Raw genomic sequence first — 17,221 nt, forward strand, 5'->3', positions numbered from 1 at the left:
CCTGCCAGGAGGCAAACATGTCACTAAAAGAACGGTTGTCTGCGGACAACCTGCTGGATTCTCTCCCGGTTTCCCGGGATCTTCTCACCCGCCTGGGCGTACTCGGTGCCCAGGTCTCCCGCAAAATCGCCATCGACCAGGTCACCGTAGAAGACGGTACGCTCAATAATCTGCGCGTGGAAAAGGTCACCCTGGGTAGCGCCAGTATCGGCAACCTGCACGTGGAAAATACCCAGGCCTCGGTGGATAGCGCCAAAGCGGTGCTGAATCAGGTGCGCACCATCGTCGAGCTGGGCTTCCGGCTGAACTGGAAAATTGACCTGGGCTGGCTCGGCAGCTGGGATGGCAGCGAGGATATGGGCAGCCTGGATATCCCGGTGGATCTGGGCACCATCACGGTGCCGGACCTGGGCAATATCGACCTGCAGATTCCGGCCATCGATATTCCCGGCCTGGTGGCGCAGATGAAACCCATCGACCAGCTCAACCTGGGCAACCTGGATCTGTCCGGGGTGCGCCTGGACAAGTTGGGCCTTCCCAGTGCCGGGTTGTCCGTGTCCGGCATGGGCATTGGTGAGTTGTCGCTCAGCTCCCTGTCGGTGCCGGCGGCGAACGGCGAAGCCCTGCGCGTGAATCGGGCGGCTCCCACCGAACAGCTCATCCTGCCCGGCGCCAGCCTGGAAAACATCAGCATCCCGTCCGTGACGATGCCGGCGGCCACCAGCCAGGCGTTCAATGTGGACGCCACTGCCTCGGATAAATCCCTGGGCGTGGATCTGGGCATCCTCAAGGTGAGCATTGCAGTCACCCCCACGGTGCATCTGAACGTGGGCAGCATGACGCTCAGTGATGCCAAACTCGGTGCCACTCTGGGCAAGGTGTCTCTCAATGACATCAGCCTGCCGGTGGCAATGGAAGGTATCAGCGGCGGTGAGCTGGGTCTGAACAGCATCAGCGTTAATAAACTCACATTCTGAACAGGGAGGTTGTCATGACATTGAGCCACAAGGAATTCGAAAAACGTTGGGAGCAGGCCCACCGCAAACAGCACATCACCCAGAAGAAGTCGTCCATTGCCCCGCTGGTGCACCTGTCGGTACTGACGATTCTGGATAACTACATGCGCCAGCTGCACAAGGCGGTGGATGGCCATGCGCTCAGCAAGGAAGAGTGCGACGCGGTCTGTGAAAAAATTGCCGAGCTGAAACCGCTGGCGAAAAAAGCGGATGCCAAGGCGGCGAAATACCTGAAGGTCTGACCCTCAGTTTATTTGTTGTCGTTGTTCCTGCCGTCACCGGGCCTGCACCCTTTGCAGCCCGGTGACAACCCGCGGCAGGCCCGAAGAAAGCTTGTCTCGTTCAGGGGAATGTCGTTTATGTCGATCCAGCTCGATGTACACCTCAACCTGAATGTCCGCGATGCTACCCTGGCGATCAATGAACGTGGCAATGTCCTGTGTCAGCTGTTGGCTGCCAAACGTTGCTCCCGGGCGGCAATCACCTGGTTGCGTCCACCATGCTTGGCGGCATAGAGGGCCGTGTCGGCAGACTTGAGCAGGCCGTTCATGTCCTGGATGTCATTGTAGGGGTAGCAGGCGACGCCGAAGCTGGCGGTGACACGCAGGGTTGTGCCGTTGCAGGGTATTTCCAGCGCCTCGATTCTGGCACGCAGGCGCTCGGCTACCTTGATGGCGTTATCCAGCGGTGTGGCCGGTAGCAGAATGGCAAACTCCTCGCCGCCATAACGGCCCACCTCGTCATACTGGCGGGCATTATCCATCATGATTTCCGACACCTTAACCAGTACCGCATCGCCGGCATCGTGGCCGTGGGTGTCATTGATACCCTTGAAGTGATCAATATCCAGCATGATGCACGATAGCTGCGAGGTGGGTGTACGCCGGGTGCGGTTGAGTTCGCTTTCACCCCGCTCGATAAACGAGCGTCGGTTGGTAAGCCGGGTCAGGCCGTCCACCGTGGACATTTCCCGATAGAGGTCCTCCCGGTTGCTCCAGCGCTCGGTGGCGACCAGTCCGATGTAAAGAATGAGTAGCAGAGTCACCGCCAGCACGGACTGGAACACAAACCAGAACATGACCGGGCTGCCATCTGCCTGGTAAGGGGGGCGGGCAAACAAGGGGGCATGGTTAAAGCCGCCGTTCAGGTACAAAAAGATAAACACGGCCAGTGCGATACAGACCAGGCCATAGGCCTGCTTGAGCTTGTGGATACTGGCCAGCGGGGACGCAATGTTGACGCCCAGCAATAACAGCAGCAGCCCGGCGGTGAATTGGGTGCCGGTAAGCCAGCTACTGATCAGACAGACCAGGGCATAAGAGAAGATGATCACGCTTTCCATCAGTGACCAGCTGGATTTGCGCTGGCGCCGATAACGGGCGGCCAGCAGGAAGCTGCCCAGCAGTAGAGCGTGCAAGGCAAACAGGCCGAACAGGGCCTTTACCACCGGCGGGTTCACCCAGTCCGGAGCAACCAGGGCAACACCGGCTAGCCACAGGCTCAGCGCCACCGGGCAGATCATCACCAGCGAGGCCAGCAGAACCATGCGATCGATGTGCGGCCAGTCCAGCGGGTTTGATAGCCAGCTATGGCGTTCGGCGCCGCCGGGGCGGGCGGCAAGCGGTTTGGTTGTGGTCATGGTGTCCCCCTTGTTCCTGTTGTTTTTGTGTGGGAGTCCCTTCAGGGGCGAGGCCTTTCCATTGGCGCGCAAGCGTGGCCCGATGGATAGCCGGGAAAACCGGAGATGACGCTTTGTTTGGTTATAGGTATGGACTGGTTATTAAGCAACCGCTTGTCAGGGTGGACTGCTTAACGGTGGAAAAACCGGCATGAAGGCGTTTCATGAGGTACGTGGGTGCAATGTGGGGGCAACGGCGGGTGCCAGATAGCCCTCGTCCATTGAGATTCTCAAGGATGGCCTTGCTGGCACACCGTCCAGCAGGGCGCCCTGCAAAATCAAATACCACAAGGACTGCCGTACTGTGGATGTGACCTGGCGGCGACCGGCTGACGTTCTGGTGTGACAGTGTGTTTTGCCTGTGCCTCGGGCTGTGCTTTATGGTCGAAGCATGATCGTGCAGCACGGTCAAAAGACTCGCGCCAATCCGCAGGGAGAATCGCCATGCCGTTCCAGCCCGATGTCCACCTCAACCTCAATGTCCGTGGTCTGGGGGTGTCCGCTACCCTGGCCATCAACGAGCGCAGCAATGCCCTGCGCCAGCAGGGGCGGCAGGTCTACAAGCTGGGGCTGGGGCAGTCACCCTTTCCGGTGCCGCCGTCCGTGGTCAGTGCATTGCGCGAGTTTGCCGGCGAGAAGGATTATCTGCCGGTAAAAGGGCTGCCGGCGCTGCAGGAAGCCATCGCCAGTCATCTGCACCGCGAGCACGATGTGCCCTTCCGGGCCGAAGACATCATGATCGGGCCGGGCTCCAAGGAGCTCATGTTTATCCTGCAACTGGTCTACTACGGCGACCTGGTGATTCCCACGCCGAGCTGGGTCTCCTATGCGCCCCAGGCCAGCATCATCGGCCGCCGTGTCCATTGGGTACCGACCCATCGACACAATAACTGGAAGCTTGGTGCGGACAGTCTCGATGCCCTGTGCCAGCGTGACCCGGGCCGGCCACGGCTGGTGATTCTCAACTATCCGGCCAACCCCCACGGCTATACGTTCACTGACGATGAGCTGCGCGACATTGCCGAGGTGGCCCGTAAGCACCGGCTGATTCTGCTCAGCGACGAAATCTACGGACGCACCCGCTACGATGGCCAGCACCGTTCCATTGCCCGCTATTACCCGGAAGGCACCATCATCAGCGATGGCATGAGCAAGTGGTGTGGCGCCGGTGGTTGGCGGCTGGGCGCCTTTGCCTTTCCACCCAACCTGTCCTGGCTGCGCGATGCCATGGCCACCGTGGCCAGTGAAACCTACACCTCGGTGTCCGCGCCTATTCAGCATGCGGCGGTGAGCGCCTTTCAGGGTGGTGCTGATATGGACGATTACCTGTTCCAGTGCCGTCGTATTCTCCAGGGGCTGGCCAGGTTTCAGGTGGATGCCTACCAACAGGCCGGGCTGGATCTGGCCATGCCCGACGGCGGCTTTTACCTGTTCCCGGATTTCACGCCTCTGACGGAGCGCTTGCATCAGCGGGGCATTCACGACAGCACCGCCCTGTGCGAGGCACTACTGGAAGAAACCGGTGTGGCCACTTTGCCCGGTGAAGCCTTTGGTCGTCCTTCTGGGGAGCTGACCTTGCGGCAGGCCTTTGTGGACTTTGATGGTCAGGCCGCTCTCGATGGCGCGGCATCGGTGCCAGCAGAGCAATCACTGGGTGAGGATTTCCTGCGCCAGTATTGTGGTAACTGCACCACCGCCATGGATCGTATCGTGTATTGGTTGGGGTAGTCTTTCGTGTTGTTGCAAGCATGGCGCCTGAAAAAACCATCCGGTATAGATGGCAACGGGCATGCATATGCTGCTTGTTAAAGTGGCAAAAAAATATTTTTTTTGCCACTTTCTGATGGTTTTTCCCAGGTCATTTTTCCGCGTTGTTTAGAGGCTGGGCGCCAGCGCCGCCCCAGGAAAACGGAATCTGATAGCGGGTCATCAGTCCGCCCACGGTGATCAGCACCCGCACCATGGCTACGAAGGAGTCCGGCATCACCAGCCGCAGGCGGCGGAATTCATCCAGCAGGGTGCGCAGGTTATCCGCCAGGGTGGTATCGGTATCCTGGCGGGCGGAGACCAGTGCCGCGGACAGTTTTTCCAGTCGCTCTTCGGTGAGCCCGCCAAAACCGGCGGCTTCGAACAGCGGTAGCAGCGGTCCGTCGCCCATGCCCAGCAATCGCATCAGCAGCGCGGTGTAATGCTGGCGATCCTCCGCGGCTACATGCTCCACGGCACCGAAATCCAGCACCGCCAGATCACCGTCCGGGGTAACGATAAAGTTGCCCGGGTGCGGGTCCGCATGGAACAGACCGAACTCCAGCACCTGTTGCATCATGCTGGCCTGCAACCGCTCCAGCAGGGGAATGGCCTGCGCTTCATCCTCACGCAACAAGGTGGACAGGCTTTTCCCCTCAATCCACTCCGTTACCAGCATCTGTGCACTGCACAGGGTCGGGTAGACCCGCGGCACCTTGATGCCCGGCAGGTGTGGCAGCTCACTGAACTCCTGCATGTGGGCCATTTCCAGGCGGAAGTCCAGCTCCCGTTCGGTGGTGGTGATCAACTGGTTGATGATCTGCTCCACATCCACTTCGCGTAGCAGCGGTTTCAGCGCCTTGGCCAGCAATCGCAGGGCGGCGGCATCTTCAGAGAACTCCTGGCTGACCCGGGGCTGCTGCAGCTTCACTGCTACCTCTGCGCCGGATTTCAGGGTGGCGTTATGGACCTGGGCGATGGAAGCGGCGGCCATGGGGATGATGTTGAAGGCACTGAAGGAATCCGCCCAGTCGTGGCCCAGCTGGGCCTTCAGCCAGGGCTGAATGTCATCAAAATGGGCCTTGGGGGCGTTCTCTCGCAGATGGGCAAAGGCGTCGATATAGGGCGCGGGCAGCAGATCCGGCCGGCAGCTGAGAAACTGGGCAAACTTGATCCAGGCGCCGCCGTTATCACGGAACAGGGTGGCGAGGCTGGCGGCCACTTCCTGGTGGAGGGGCTGCAGGGCCTGCTCGTCGCTACTGCCCAGTATCTTGCGATGTTTCCATACCACCTTCTGCAGGCTGGCGGCGGTGGCCAGCACCCGCTTGTAGCGGCCACGGGCGTTCCACAGCATGCGAGTGGTCTCGCCGAGAGTCTGGGGCTGGTCGGGCGTGGTCGATTCCATGGGGATCCCTTGCCAATGCGATATTGGCAGCATAGCAAAGGTGCCAGGGCCCTGTGTCAGTAATCAGAAAATGCTGGTATATCTTTGTATACCCCGGTGAAGCACGGACAGAGTGAAGTGGCGGGTTTTGAAAGTGAATATCCCGTGAAAATTTTGGTGGTGTTTAATAAAAACTATCGCCGCCGTTGGCAAACTAAACTGGCCAAGGCAGCCTCTAAAGGACTACAACTAGGTAACAACGACGCCGAACCCACCCACAAGGAAGGAGAGCGCTATGACAGACAGTAAATGCCCGATTAATCACGCGGCAGGTGGCGGCACCACGAACCAGGACTGGTGGCCCAACCAGCTACGCCTGGATCTCCTCAATCAGCATTCCTCCAAGTCCAATCCCATGGATGAGGACTTCGATTACGCCAAAGCTTTCAGCCGTCTTGATCTTGATGCAGTGAAAAAAGATCTGGATGCACTGATGACCGATTCCCAGGACTGGTGGCCGGCGGATTTCGGTCACTATGGCGGTCTGTTTATTCGCATGGCCTGGCATAGTGCCGGCACCTACCGTATCGGTGATGGCCGGGGCGGCGGTGGTCGTGGCCAGCAGCGTTTTGCGCCACTGAACAGCTGGCCGGACAACGTGAACCTGGACAAGGCCCGCCGTCTGCTGTGGCCGATCAAGCAAAAGTATGGCCGCAATATTTCCTGGGCGGACCTGATGATTCTCGCCGGTAACGTGGCGCTGGAATCCATGGGCTTCAAGACTTTCGGCTTTGCCGGTGGCCGGGAAGACACCTGGGAGCCGGACCTGGATGTGTACTGGGGTGCCGAGCAAGGCTGGCTGGATGGCGACAAGCGCTATTCTGGGAAGCGCGACCTGGAAAACCCGCTGGCGGCAGTACAGATGGGCCTGATCTATGTGAACCCGGAAGGCCCGGACGGCAACCCGGACCCGAAGGCCGCGGCGCACGATATCCGCGAAACCTTTGCGCGCATGGCCATGGATGATGAGGAAACCGTGGCGCTGATCGCCGGTGGCCACACCTTCGGCAAGGCCCATGGCGCCGGTGATCCGGAAAAAGTGGGCCCTGAACCGGAGGCAGCGAGCCTGGCCGAACAGGGTCTGGGCTGGCACAACCCGGTGGGTACCGGTAAAGGTGATGACACCATGGGCGGCGGCCCGGAAGTGACCTGGACCCAGACGCCCACCCAGTGGAGCAACTACTTCTTTGAAAACCTGTTTGGCTACGAGTGGGAGCTTACCACCAGCCCGGCAGGCGCCAAGCAGTGGGTGGCCAAGGACGCGGACGAAATCATCCCCTACGCCCAGGACAAGAGCAAAAAGCGCAAGCCGATGATGCTGACCACGGATCTGTCCCTGCGCTTTGATCCGGACTACGAAAAGATTTCCCGGCGCTTCTACGAGAACCCGGACCAGTTCGCCGACGCCTTTGCCCGCGCCTGGTTCAAGCTCACTCACCGTGACATGGGCCCCCGTGTCCGTTACCTGGGCCCGGAAGTGCCCAAAGAAGAGCTGATCTGGCAGGACCCGGTGCCGCCGGTGGATCACGAGCTGGTCAACGACCAGGACATCGCGGCACTGAAGAGCAAGATCCTGGAAAGCGGATTGTCCGTGTCCGAGCTGGTGTCCACCGCCTGGGCCTCCGCCTCCACCTTCCGTGGTGGCGACAAGCGTGGCGGCGCCAACGGTGCCCGCATTCGCCTGGCACCGCAGAAGGACTGGGAAGTAAACCAGCCGCAGCAACTGGCAAAAGTGCTGAAGACCCTGGAAGGCATCCAGAGCGACTTCAACAGCGGCAACAAGAAGGTGTCGCTGGCGGACCTGATCGTGCTGGCTGGTGGTGTCGGTATCGAAAAGGCGGCGAAGGATGCCGGCCACGATGTGACCGTGCCCTTCCATCCGGGACGGACCGATGCCACCGAAGCGCAGACCGACGTGGCTTCCTTCGAGCCACTGGAGCCGGCGGCGGATGGTTTCCGCAACTACCAGAAAGGCAAGTTCAGCATCGGTGCCGAACACCTGTTGGTGGACCGGGCGCAACTGCTCACGCTGACGGCGCCGGAGATGACCGCACTGGTGGGTGGCCTGCGTGTACTGGGCGCCAATCACGATGGTAGCCAACACGGTGTGTTCACCGACAAGCCCGGCACATTGAGCAACGATTTCTTCGTCAACCTGCTCGACATGGGCACGGAATGGAAAGCCACTTCCAGTGATGAAGAAGCGTTCGAAGGCCGTGATCGCGACAGCGGCCAGGTGAAATGGACCGGTACCCGGGTGGACCTGGTTTTCGGTTCCAACTCGGTGCTGCGTGCCCTGGCAGAGGTCTATGCCTGTGCCGATGGTCAGGAAAAGCTGGTCAACGATTTCGTGGCCGCCTGGACCAAGGTGATGGAGCTGGATCGCTTTGATCTGAAGAAGTAATCCATCACTGTCAGTCCAAAAACGGTGCGCTGGAAACAGCGCACCGTTTTTTTGTGTCTGCTTGTCAGGAAAAGACGGCCATCCCCCGGTTTCTCATTGGGGTGCGGTAAACGGTAGGAGCGTCGCTGGCGGCGCGATGCGAGACGTTGGCAATCGCGCCGCCAGCGACGCTCCTACAACAAGCCTGGGTTCCTGATGTTATTCTTTGGGGGTATGACTACCGGGAGTCGCCATGCCATCCCTGAGCTGGCTACAGAAATATCGCCCCCACAAGTTACCGTTCCGGCGCCATGTCACCCGCGCGTCGGTGGCGCTGATTTATCGTGGGCCCCGTGAGCGCGATGGAGAACTGTTGTTTATCCAGCGGGCCCGTCGCGATGGGGATCCCTGGTCCGGGGACATGGCGTTTCCCGGCGGGCGTCTGGAGCCAGGTGATACCTCCAGCCGCCACACCGCCATGCGCGAAACCCTGGAAGAAACCGGGCTGGATCTGTTTCGTCAGGGGGAGTATCAGGCGCGCCTGTCGGATCTGCTCACCCGCCATCACAGCCGCTGGAGCCCCATGGTGGTGACGCCTCACGTGTTCGCCTGGCGGGGCGATAACGCCATGTCGCTGAACCATGAAGCACAAAGGGGGATCTGGATTCCGCTGGAGTATCTGGGCAATCCGGCACACCGTTCCACGCTGCAAATTCGTACGCCACTGGGAAGAATGACGTTCCCCTGTTGCCGTTATCAGGGCTACTGCATTTGGGGTTTGAGCTACAGCATGCTGCAGGAGTTTCTGAGAAAGCGCGGGGCGGGGTAAGGCAGGTGCGATGATGGTGGGCGGGGGCTGATCTGACTGGGTGTTACATAAAAAAAGGGCGCCTCCCGAAGGAGGCGCCCTTTTTTATAACTGGAACGATCGCTTACAGAGCGACGATGTTCTCAGCCTGAGGACCTTTCTGACCTTGAGTCATGGTGAACTCAACTTGCTGGCCTTCAGCCAGGGTCTTGAAGCCAGAGCCGGTGATGGCGCTGAAATGTGCGAACACATCCGGACCACCTTCCTGCTCGATAAAACCAAAACCTTTAGCTTCGTTGAACCACTTAACGGTACCTTTCACTGTAGACATAATACTAATCCTGAAAATAATGATGTAAATCGCCGGTTAGGGCGTGTGTAGCTGAAAAACGGAACTTGGACTTGTGGACTGCAGGACGAGTTATACGAATAAAACAGCGAAATGTAGTACTTGATTCAAGCGTGATTTTTTAGCTATGGGCAACGTTACAGAGGTTGCCCGCCTCTGTCCAGCTAAATATTGCTACCGGCAGTCAGTTCGGTCTGGATCACAGCCGCCAGGGCAAGGGAGGAATCCGATATACTCCCGCTTTGTCATAGCGGAGCACAGTAATGAGTGAGCAAACGGAAGGCGGTAAGCGTCGGGCACCCCTGGGCCAACGGATCGCCCGGGCCATGCTGCGCCTCACCGGCTGGCAGGCAGGACCGTTTCCGGATATCCAGCGGGCGGTGATCGCCGGCGGCCCGCATACCTCTAACTGGGACGGGGTGTTGGCCCTGGTCAGCCGCTCGGCCTTGCAGCAAGACGTGAACGTGATGATCAAGCACAGCCTGTTCAAGGGCCCGCTGGGCTGGCTGCTGCGCAAGCTTGGCGCCATGCCCATTGAGCGCGGCAAAGCCGGCGGCATGGTCGAGCAGACCGTGGCGCAATTCCGCCAGCGCGACAAACTGCTCATCGCCGTCACCCCGGAAGGCACCCGTAGCAATGCGGAGCAATGGAAACTGGGCTTCTACCACATCGCCAAACAGGCCAACGTGCCGATCATCCTGGCGCTGGCGGACTACAAGGCGAAAACCTTTTCCTTCCCGGTGGTGATTTACCCCAGCGATGATATGGACGCCGACCTGCAGCAGATCTATACCCACTTCGCCAGCGCTACGCCGAGGCACCCTGGCAAACTGTCGGGGCCGGTACGGGAGCGTTACGGGCAGTAGGGGTGCTCCTTGTAGAAGCCAGCCTGCTGGCGATAAGCCTTTGTCTATACAGGCATCGCTTGCAGGCAAGCTCCCAGAGTTGGTCTCTTTGCCCTATCAGGGCTGTGCTCAGCGGATGTTCTCGAACATCTTGTGCTTGCGCGGAGCAGACACTAGTACCAGTCCGACGGTATAAAGAATCCAGCTTGCATAGGTCTCGATTTCCACCTCTTTACCTTCCAGTGTGCCTAGGGAAAGCGCTACCGCAACGACAATTAACCCCCAGCCAATCAAATACACCTTCATGAGAATTCCCTCTCCGATGAACTGGCACGATCATCCAATATTGTTACATTGGCCGATGTTTAGGTTTCAAAACGTAAAGTTTGTAAAGGTGGCGGTCAATTGTTCTGGGCAGGTCTTATGTAAAATATGACGAATGGAGAGATTGTGGCTGAACCAGCTTGGGTGTCGAAAACCCGGGGGCAGGTCTGAATGGCACTTGCGTAAGGCTACAATGACGGGTCTTCCCTTGAGTGAGTGTCATGCGCAGACCATACCGGTGGCGGGTTTGCCATGAGAGTGCCGAGGGTTTATGCGTGTCCCCGAGTTATCGTTTTTAATTTTGAGTTGAAAAAATGATTAACACCAAAATCTACAAGGCCGTTTATAGCTTGGCTGAAAAGCTGATGGAAGCTGCCAGAAAAGACGATCAAGCGGAGTTTGATTCCTTCTATGGGCAACTGAAGGCCATTTGCACCGATAACGAAAACACTGATAAAGATCATCCCGAGCAGTGGGAAACACTGGCGGATTTCACCGAAGACCTGGAGGCAGCGCTGACGGTATACGAAAAAGCCCGGGAGAAGGCGCTTGCTATCAATGCCAAAGACCATCTCTCATCAATCGGTCTTTCCATGGCCAAATTGCAAGTAGACCTGGGGCAGAAAGAGGCTGCAATCAAGAGCCTTGAGAGTGCACAAGTGAGTGCGAACAAGATTGAGGATAAGCAGCTCAAATCGGAAATTGATGAGTTGCTTGGGAGTTTGTTGGCGGGGCAGGAAGAACAATAAGAAGAGCAGGGCAAGGTCTGACTCCGGTTGCTGTCCGCTTATTTGACACTGATGATTTTTCGTGGGGGCAGGGATGCTGTGCACTATCTATGAGATTTTTTCTGCTGTTGTGCTTCTCGCTGCTATGTTCGCAAAGATGTATTCCTATACTTGGATGATTGTGGCAGGAAGAAGCCATGAGCCATGGGTTGTATGGCTGGTTTTGTTTGCTGTCGGTAATCTTTACGTGGCGATTTACGTTTGTGGGTCCTGATGTTGGTCTTACGCTATCAGATGCTGTGTCGCCAATGGAAAATAGAATGGATAACTGGATAAACCAATTCTGTCCCCTCCATGGTTTCTCTCTGTGAGAGCCTAATTACTGCCCGCCCCTGTCTTCCCGTCGAGCCTTGGCTCGCGATCGCCATATCTGTACGCCGCCCGACGTAATTAATGCGTGCCCCTTATTCGCTATTCTGGTGTGAAAAATAGTTCTCATTGCTTCTTGGCGCCTTATGCAAGACTCTTTTAAGAGACGGTCTGTAGGTTCAAGTGTCGGCATGGGAGATGCGCCATGGCGAAGAATCAAATGAAATTGATCGACCAATATCAGCGGTTATTGCCTGCTTCCCTTTCTCAGCGTTATGGCGGTTCGGGGCCATACACTATGGCGCAAGTCGAACGAACCATGGAGCATCTTCGACTGGATCGAACCTGTATTTACTACGCTTACCTGATGTACTGCGAAAAGGCGGCGTTGGACCCGGAAATATTTACTGACCAGGCTGTGGCGAATATGTCACAGGATATCGACGCCGCGTCAATGCCCGGTGCGGGCGTTGGGCCGTTGGCCAGCCTTTTTGGTATTGATGGTTTTGCAGGAGACGGTGGATGCGATGGTGGTGGTGCCGGGGGAGGTGGAGAGTAAAACGAGACCCTGTGGTACACACTGACGGTTGCTAGTTGGCAGGCAGAGGCAACGAAAGAGGAATGGGTAAGGTCTGGCTGGACAAGGGTGGGACGGCGCCGATTTCTCGCTAGTAAATGGTTAAAGGCTGGCATTCTGGTCAGTTATTGCCCTTGATGGTTGTGCGATGCAGTATGGTTGGACAACAAAAACCAAGGGAAGGGAATGACTATGAAGAAGGTAATGGCTGCAATTGCTCTTGTAATGATGGTTTCTGGTGCCGCACTGGCCCACTCCGGTGGTACTGACGCCAACGGGTGCCATGCAGGCAAAAAACCATACCACTGCCACTGAGTTTTGGTGCGCGATAGCTTCCCGGCTATCGCGCGATACTCCCACTTCCCCCGTTGTGATTGTCTAGTTACTGCGCGCCTTGTCTTCCCGTCGAGCCTTGGCTCGCGGTCGCCATATCTGTACGCCGCCCGGGACCAGGTATTCAGAGACGGTTTTGAACCAGAGTAGTCCCTTGATATTGCCGTTGAGCCTGATCTTTCCCTGGCGCATGCCGACAAAAAACAAGCGCTGATCGTCCAGCAGCTGGATCAGGGTGGCTACCCCATAGTCGGCATCCTTGAAACTCACGGAAATATGGCAGCGGTCACGCAGGCCGGAGCCGCTGCGAACGCGATTGGGGCCGAAATGGAACCAGCGAGCGATACGCCCGTCGTGGGTGCGCCACACCATCATGATGTTGCGCTTTTGCAGCTCCTTGCGAAAAGCCGGGTCGCGCCATGCCAGCCAGCGCAGACGCAGGGCGACATATAGCAAGATCAGGCGAAAGGCCAGGTGATGTTTTCTCCTGGCCAGCCATGCACGGGAGCGGGTGGTGAGGCGCGGGGCTGGTGGCATTCTTGTTCTGTGGGCTTGTTGTGGTGAGCGAACCTTAGCAGCTGGAGCAGGCGGGGAACACGTATGAATCAGGAAGACTAGCCGGGGTCCGCAAGAGCCTGGTTCCTGTGGAGTGCCACTCTGGTAAGTTATGCGTGTCCCCTTCTTCCGCGCTATTTCTTCTAGAGAGAGGGGTTGCTTCAGGTTGCACTATTCGCGTGTGAGTCGGATAGCTCGAGAGGGCGGGACAAGACCTGGCCCTCGTGACTACGGGATCAGGAGCTACAATGAATAGTCCTTTTGCTTTTATCTTGGTTGCTGCGCTTTTTGTTGTGAGTAGCCTTTTCTTGAGTTGGTGGCTAGAAAGCAGAGGCTGGGTTACGAAAGAAAAACCTTCAATTTATGTGGCTATGGGGTTGTCTTCTTTTGTTTTTATGCTCATGCCTGTTTTGATAGACGGCCCAATAAGAAATAGATATTACGAAAGAATTGATGACGTTCATTTCTACATGGGGCCATTCATCTTCTTTATAGTGATGATATGGATTTCTGTAATTTTGGAGAGGGATTAAATTCAAGAGGGTGTCTCGTATCCGCTACTCCTGAAAAAGTTTTGAGCTTAAATCTTTTACTAGATTTTCCGTAGCCTTTATTAAAGAGTTTAGCCCTGAAGCTGTGATGATGATTCTCTGATTTCGAATGGAGTAATGATCAGGGTGTTTATCTATTACAGATAAAATATTTTGTTCGTTGCGCATCATGTCAGGGCGTCCGGAGGAGTGCAGCAATGTGTTTCTTATTAGAAGGGCGCTCTTGATATGGCAGATATCTTTCCTTTGGAGGGCCTTTTCACCGAAGGCTTTGATAAAAACTGGGCTGAACTTTTTAATAAGAGAGTTTGACTGGGGCTGGGGCATGTCGTTCTGCCTAAGCAAAAGCAGCATCTCTTCGAGGTGCCCGAAAACCATAAGGAAGACCGACTCCCTTAAGCGATATTTGAAGTCATGATTGTAAACATGGAGCCAATAAGTTGAGTTATTTTCAATCTCTTCAATTGTGGACTTCGCTTCTTCTAACAAGGCATTTACATGATTGTGAAAGTCCGCGAGCAAGCCCAAATTGATTAGGGCATGACCTTGGAAAACTTCCTTCATCTTATGCTGCTTCCTTGGCTATTTGGACTCAAGTTGGGCAGACCGGTGCTCAATGCGCCTCGTCCCAATTCTTCCCAATCCCCGCATCCACAATCAACGGCACCTTCAACTCCGCCGCTGACTCCATGCGTGCCTTCACTTCCTTGACCAGATCTTCCACCTGATCTTCCGCCACTTCAAACACCAGTTCATCGTGCACCTGCATGATCATCTTGGCGTCGAAGTGGGTGGTGTCGAGCCAGTCGTGGACCTTGATCATGGCCTTCTTGATGATATCCGCCGCGGTGCCCTGCATGGGGGCGTTGATGGCGGTGCGTTCGGCGGCCTGGCGGCGCTGGCCGTTGCTGCTGCGGATTTCCGGCAGGTAGAGGCGGCGGCCGAACAGGGTTTCCACGTAGCCTTGTTCCGAGGCCTGGGCGCGGGTTTCTTCCATGTAGCGTTTTACGCCCGGGTAGCGCTCGAAGTAGAGCTCGATGTAGTCCTGGGCTTCCTTGCGCGGCAGGCCGAGCTGTTTGGCCAGGCCGAAGGCGCTCATGCCGTAGATGAGGCCGAAGTTGATGGCCTTGGCGTTGCGGCGGTCGTTGTCGCTGACGTCTTCCAGGCTCTTGCCCCACACTTCCGCGGCGGTGGCGCGGTGGATATCCAGGCCTTTTTCGAAGGCGTCGGTGAGGCCTTTATCGCCTGACAGGTGGGCCATGATGCGCAGTTCGATCTGGGAGTAGTCACAGGCGACGATCTTGCGACCTTTCGGGGCGAGGAAGGCCTGGCGGATCTTGCGGCCTTCCTCGGAGCGCACCGGAATGTTCTGCAGGTTCGGATCGCTGGAGGACAGACGCCCGGTGGCGGCCACCGCCTGGTGGTAGGAGGTGTGCACGCGGCCGGTGCGCTGGTTGATCAGCTCCGGCAGTTTGTCGGTGTAGGTGTTCTTGAGCTTGGCCACGCCACGGTAATCCATGATCACCTGGGGCAGCGGGTATTCCAGGGCCAGTTCCTGCAGTACCGGTTCGGCAGTGGACGGGGCGCCCTTGGGGGTCTTCTTGATGACCGGAATTTCCAGCTTTTCGTAGAGAATTTCGCCCAGCTGTTTGGGGCTGGCCAGGTTGAATTCCTGCCCGGCGATTTCGAAAGCCTTTTCCTGCAGTTCGGCCATGCGCTTGGCCAGGAACTGGCTCTGGTGCTTGAGCAGGGTGGCGTCCACGTAGGTGCCGTTGCGTTCGATGCGGCTGAGCACGGTGACCAGGGGCAGTTCGATGTCGCGGAATACCTCTGGCAGGCGGCCTTCCTTTTCCAGTTTGGGCCACAGGGTCTGGTGCAAGCGCAGGGTCACGTCCGCGTCTTCGGCGGCGTAGCGGCTGGCTTCGTGCAGGCCCACCTGGTTGAAGGTGAGCTGCTTGGCGCCCTTGCCGGCGATCTCTTCAAAGCTGATGGTCTTGCGCCCCAGGTACTTGAGCGCCAGGGAATCCATGTCGTGGCGGGTGGCCACGGAATCGAGCACGTAGGATTCCAGCATGGTGTCGTAGGCCACGCCGCGCAGGGTGATGCCCACGTCTTCGGCCAGCACGCTCATGTCGTACTTCAGGTTCTGGCCAATCTTCTTGATGTTGTCGTCTTCCAGCAGCGGTTTGAAGGCGTCCATGACCCGCTGCTTGTCGAGCTGGTCCGGGGCGCCTGGGTAGTTGTGGCCGAAGGGGATGTAGGCGGCCTTGTCGTCCACGGCCACACAGAAGCCCACCAGTTCCGCGTTCATGTAGTTGAGGCTGGTGGTTTCGGTGTCGAAGGAAAACTCGCCGGCGTCTTTCAGTTTGGCGATCCACTTGTCGAGCATGGCTTCGCTATAGACGATGTCGTAGGCGTCGCGGCCGAAGGCGGGGGTTGCGGGCGCATCGTCATCCGCGTCCATCTCCACCTCTTTGCCGGCGTCTTCGGCCACCGGGTCCTTGCCGCCCAGCAGCTCCTTGAGCCAGCCCTTGAATTCCAGGGTGCGGTAGTACTCGGCCAGCTTTTCCGCGTCCGGGGCCTGCAGTTTCAGGTCGTCCTGGTCTTCGCTGAGTTCGCAGTCCAGCTTGATGGTGGCCAGCTGGTAGGAGAGGAAGGCCTGTTCCTTGTGTTCTTCCAGTTTCTTGCCCAGGGTCTTGGCGCCGCGGAAGCTGAGCTCGGCCACCTTGTCCAGATTCTGGTAGATGTTTTCCAGGGAGCCCAGGCCCTGAATCAGGCCCAGGGCGGTCTTCTCGCCCACGCCGGGCACGCCGGGGATGTTGTCCACCTTGTCGCCCATGAGGGCGAGGAAGTCGATGATCAGTTCCGGGCCCACGCCGAACTTCTTCTTTACGCCTTCAATGTCGTAGAGGGCGTCGTTCATGGTGTTGATCAGGGTGACCTTGTCGGTGACCAGCTGGGCCATGTCCTTGTCGCCGGTGGAGATCAGCACGTGCTTGCCCTGTTCGTCGAAGATGCGCGCGAAGGTGCCGATCACGTCGTCCGCTTCCACGCCTTCCTCGATGATCAGCGGCAGGCCCATGGCGCGGATCAGGTCGTGCAGGGGCTGCACCTGTTCGCGCAGGTCGTCGGGCATGGGCGGGCGGTTGGATTTGTATTGCTCGAACAGTTCGTCGCGGAAGGTCTTGCCCTTGGCGTCGAAAATCACCGCCATGTATTCCGGCTCGTAGTCCTTCATCAGCTTGCGCAGCATGGCCGCCACGCCGCGCACCGCCCCGGTGGGCTGGCCGCTGGAGGTGGTGAGCGGCGGCAGGGCGTGAAAGGCGCGGTACAGGTAGGAGGAACCATCGACCAGGATGATGGGTTTTTCGGCTGCGGACATGGTGTTCGGCTTCTGCTGATGAGTGAGTGGAGAGAGTGTAGCGGAAATGGGCGGATTCGGCAGGCAGGGCTAATCTGTAGGAGCACCTCTTGAGGTGCGAACCCGGCGAGGTGACGTTAGGGGGGGGGGGCGC

At 57.8% G+C, this 17,221-nt stretch carries 18 protein-coding genes; 11 read left to right on the plus strand and 7 right to left on the minus strand.

Going from position 1 to position 17,221, the window contains the following annotated elements; translation table 11 throughout:
• The first annotated feature begins 17 nt into the window (after nt 1–17).
• Both KZ772_RS13850 and KZ772_RS13855 read left to right on the plus strand, forming a co-directional pair.
• Nucleotides 18–977, plus strand: coding sequence for a hypothetical protein (locus KZ772_RS13850; protein ID WP_290537116.1), 960 nt, complete (start codon nt 18–20; stop codon nt 975–977).
• Nucleotides 978–991: 14 nt separating this feature from the next.
• Nucleotides 992–1,258 (plus strand): hypothetical protein, encoded by a 267-nt coding sequence (locus KZ772_RS13855; protein ID WP_290508889.1) that lies wholly within the window; start codon nt 992–994, stop codon nt 1,256–1,258.
• A gap of 200 nt (nt 1,259–1,458) precedes the next feature.
• On the opposite strand, the gene KZ772_RS13860 is transcribed toward KZ772_RS13855, so the two are convergent.
• Nucleotides 1,459–2,655, minus strand: a complete 1,197-nt coding sequence (locus KZ772_RS13860; RefSeq protein WP_290537117.1) for a GGDEF domain-containing protein — start codon at nt 2,653–2,655, stop codon at nt 1,459–1,461.
• 483 nt (nt 2,656–3,138) lie between these two features.
• Here KZ772_RS13860 and KZ772_RS13865 point away from each other — a divergent pair, with 483 nt between their 5' ends.
• Nucleotides 3,139–4,422 (plus strand): aminotransferase class I/II-fold pyridoxal phosphate-dependent enzyme, encoded by a 1,284-nt coding sequence (locus tag KZ772_RS13865; RefSeq protein WP_290537118.1) that lies wholly within the window; start codon nt 3,139–3,141, stop codon nt 4,420–4,422.
• Between the two features lie 130 nt (nt 4,423–4,552).
• On the opposite strand, the gene KZ772_RS13870 is transcribed toward KZ772_RS13865, so the two are convergent.
• Nucleotides 4,553–5,845: an AarF/ABC1/UbiB kinase family protein gene (locus tag KZ772_RS13870; protein WP_290537119.1), complete on the minus strand. Its 1,293-nt coding sequence runs from the start codon at nt 5,843–5,845 to the stop codon at nt 4,553–4,555.
• Nucleotides 5,846–5,929: 84 nt separating this feature from the next.
• Here KZ772_RS13870 and KZ772_RS13875 point away from each other — a divergent pair, with 84 nt between their 5' ends.
• From KZ772_RS13875 to KZ772_RS13885, 3 genes are all read left to right on the plus strand, one after another.
• Nucleotides 5,930–6,133: a hypothetical protein gene (locus tag KZ772_RS13875; RefSeq protein ID WP_290537120.1), complete on the plus strand. Its 204-nt coding sequence runs from the start codon at nt 5,930–5,932 to the stop codon at nt 6,131–6,133.
• Nucleotides 6,120–8,288, plus strand: coding sequence for a catalase/peroxidase HPI (katG, locus tag KZ772_RS13880; protein WP_290537121.1), 2,169 nt, complete (start codon nt 6,120–6,122; stop codon nt 8,286–8,288). The genes KZ772_RS13875 and katG overlap by 14 nt, the downstream gene beginning before the upstream one ends.
• Before the next feature lie 232 nt (nt 8,289–8,520).
• Nucleotides 8,521–9,096 carry a CoA pyrophosphatase gene (locus tag KZ772_RS13885; RefSeq protein ID WP_290537122.1) on the plus strand — a complete coding sequence of 192 codons (576 nt, stop codon included), beginning with the start codon at nt 8,521–8,523 and terminating at the stop codon, nt 9,094–9,096.
• A gap of 103 nt (nt 9,097–9,199) precedes the next feature.
• Here the strand turns inward: KZ772_RS13885 and KZ772_RS13890 are convergent, their stop codons facing one another.
• A complete protein-coding gene (locus tag KZ772_RS13890) occupies nt 9,200–9,406 on the minus strand; it encodes a cold-shock protein (protein ID WP_035245969.1) in 207 nt (68 codons plus the stop codon).
• Nucleotides 9,407–9,687: 281 nt separating this feature from the next.
• Here KZ772_RS13890 and KZ772_RS13895 point away from each other — a divergent pair, with 281 nt between their 5' ends.
• On the plus strand, nt 9,688–10,290 hold the full coding sequence (locus tag KZ772_RS13895; RefSeq protein WP_290537123.1) for a lysophospholipid acyltransferase family protein: 603 nt from the start codon (nt 9,688–9,690) through the stop codon (nt 10,288–10,290).
• Between the two features lie 108 nt (nt 10,291–10,398).
• Here the strand turns inward: KZ772_RS13895 and KZ772_RS13900 are convergent, their stop codons facing one another.
• Entirely contained in the window at nt 10,399–10,575 is a 177-nt protein-coding gene (locus KZ772_RS13900) for a hypothetical protein (RefSeq protein ID WP_290537124.1), read from the minus strand.
• Nucleotides 10,576–10,907: 332 nt separating this feature from the next.
• Between KZ772_RS13900 and KZ772_RS13905 the strand changes: the two genes are divergently transcribed.
• The 3 genes from KZ772_RS13905 (at nt 10,908) to KZ772_RS13915 (ending at nt 12,582) form a co-directional block, all read left to right on the plus strand.
• The gene (locus KZ772_RS13905) at nt 10,908–11,342 is read left to right on the plus strand and encodes a tetratricopeptide repeat protein (protein WP_290537125.1); all 435 of its coding nucleotides are present in this window, start codon (nt 10,908–10,910) and stop codon (nt 11,340–11,342) included.
• Nucleotides 11,343–11,895: 553 nt separating this feature from the next.
• Nucleotides 11,896–12,249 carry a DUF6559 family protein gene (locus KZ772_RS13910; RefSeq protein WP_290537126.1) on the plus strand — a complete coding sequence of 118 codons (354 nt, stop codon included), beginning with the start codon at nt 11,896–11,898 and terminating at the stop codon, nt 12,247–12,249.
• A 246-nt stretch (nt 12,250–12,495) separates the two neighbouring features.
• Nucleotides 12,496–12,582, plus strand: a complete 87-nt coding sequence (locus KZ772_RS13915; RefSeq protein ID WP_231483447.1) for a YHYH domain-containing protein — start codon at nt 12,496–12,498, stop codon at nt 12,580–12,582.
• Between the two features lie 63 nt (nt 12,583–12,645).
• Here KZ772_RS13915 and KZ772_RS13920 read toward each other — a convergent pair whose 3' ends face one another.
• Nucleotides 12,646–13,137, minus strand: coding sequence for a hypothetical protein (locus tag KZ772_RS13920; RefSeq protein WP_290537127.1), 492 nt, complete (start codon nt 13,135–13,137; stop codon nt 12,646–12,648).
• A gap of 266 nt (nt 13,138–13,403) precedes the next feature.
• On the opposite strand from KZ772_RS13920, the gene KZ772_RS13925 reads away from it, so the two are divergent.
• The gene (locus tag KZ772_RS13925; RefSeq protein WP_290537128.1) at nt 13,404–13,688 is read left to right on the plus strand and encodes a hypothetical protein; all 285 of its coding nucleotides are present in this window, start codon (nt 13,404–13,406) and stop codon (nt 13,686–13,688) included.
• 24 nt (nt 13,689–13,712) lie between these two features.
• Here the strand turns inward: KZ772_RS13925 and KZ772_RS13930 are convergent, their stop codons facing one another.
• Together KZ772_RS13930 and polA are read right to left on the minus strand one after the other, a co-directional pair.
• On the minus strand, nt 13,713–14,270 hold the full coding sequence (locus KZ772_RS13930; protein ID WP_290537129.1) for a hypothetical protein: 558 nt from the start codon (nt 14,268–14,270) through the stop codon (nt 13,713–13,715).
• Nucleotides 14,271–14,319: 49 nt separating this feature from the next.
• Nucleotides 14,320–17,088, minus strand: a complete 2,769-nt coding sequence (polA, locus tag KZ772_RS13935; RefSeq protein ID WP_290537130.1) for a DNA polymerase I — start codon at nt 17,086–17,088, stop codon at nt 14,320–14,322.
• Nucleotides 17,089–17,221: the final 133 nt, after the last annotated feature.

Source organism: Alcanivorax sp., from assembly GCF_019431375.1.
GTDB classification, from domain to species: domain Bacteria; phylum Pseudomonadota; class Gammaproteobacteria; order Pseudomonadales; family Alcanivoracaceae; genus Alcanivorax; species Alcanivorax jadensis_A.

Excerpts from the sequence above, each read along its gene's own strand:
- KZ772_RS13850 (WP_290537116.1), top strand. The coding sequence starts at position 18 with ATGTCACTAAAAGAACGGTTGTCTGCGGACAACCTGCTGGATTCTCTC.
- KZ772_RS13855 (WP_290508889.1), top strand. The coding sequence starts at position 992 with ATGACATTGAGCCACAAGGAATTCGAAAAACGTTGGGAGCAGGCCCAC.
- KZ772_RS13860 (WP_290537117.1), bottom strand. The coding sequence starts at position 2,655 with ATGACCACAACCAAACCGCTTGCCGCCCGCCCCGGCGGCGCCGAACGC.
- KZ772_RS13865 (WP_290537118.1), top strand. The coding sequence starts at position 3,139 with ATGCCGTTCCAGCCCGATGTCCACCTCAACCTCAATGTCCGTGGTCTG.
- KZ772_RS13870 (WP_290537119.1), bottom strand. The coding sequence starts at position 5,845 with ATGGAATCGACCACGCCCGACCAGCCCCAGACTCTCGGCGAGACCACT.
- katG (WP_290537121.1), top strand. The coding sequence starts at position 6,120 with ATGACAGACAGTAAATGCCCGATTAATCACGCGGCAGGTGGCGGCACC.
- KZ772_RS13885 (WP_290537122.1), top strand. The coding sequence starts at position 8,521 with ATGCCATCCCTGAGCTGGCTACAGAAATATCGCCCCCACAAGTTACCG.
- KZ772_RS13890 (WP_035245969.1), bottom strand. The coding sequence starts at position 9,406 with ATGTCTACAGTGAAAGGTACCGTTAAGTGGTTCAACGAAGCTAAAGGT.
- KZ772_RS13895 (WP_290537123.1), top strand. The coding sequence starts at position 9,688 with ATGAGTGAGCAAACGGAAGGCGGTAAGCGTCGGGCACCCCTGGGCCAA.
- KZ772_RS13900 (WP_290537124.1), bottom strand. The coding sequence starts at position 10,575 with ATGAAGGTGTATTTGATTGGCTGGGGGTTAATTGTCGTTGCGGTAGCG.
- KZ772_RS13905 (WP_290537125.1), top strand. The coding sequence starts at position 10,908 with ATGATTAACACCAAAATCTACAAGGCCGTTTATAGCTTGGCTGAAAAG.
- KZ772_RS13910 (WP_290537126.1), top strand. The coding sequence starts at position 11,896 with ATGGCGAAGAATCAAATGAAATTGATCGACCAATATCAGCGGTTATTG.
- KZ772_RS13915 (WP_231483447.1), top strand. The coding sequence starts at position 12,496 with ATGGTTTCTGGTGCCGCACTGGCCCACTCCGGTGGTACTGACGCCAAC.
- KZ772_RS13920 (WP_290537127.1), bottom strand. The coding sequence starts at position 13,137 with ATGCCACCAGCCCCGCGCCTCACCACCCGCTCCCGTGCATGGCTGGCC.
- KZ772_RS13925 (WP_290537128.1), top strand. The coding sequence starts at position 13,404 with ATGAATAGTCCTTTTGCTTTTATCTTGGTTGCTGCGCTTTTTGTTGTG.
- KZ772_RS13930 (WP_290537129.1), bottom strand. The coding sequence starts at position 14,270 with ATGAAGGAAGTTTTCCAAGGTCATGCCCTAATCAATTTGGGCTTGCTC.
- polA (WP_290537130.1), bottom strand. The coding sequence starts at position 17,088 with ATGTCCGCAGCCGAAAAACCCATCATCCTGGTCGATGGTTCCTCCTAC.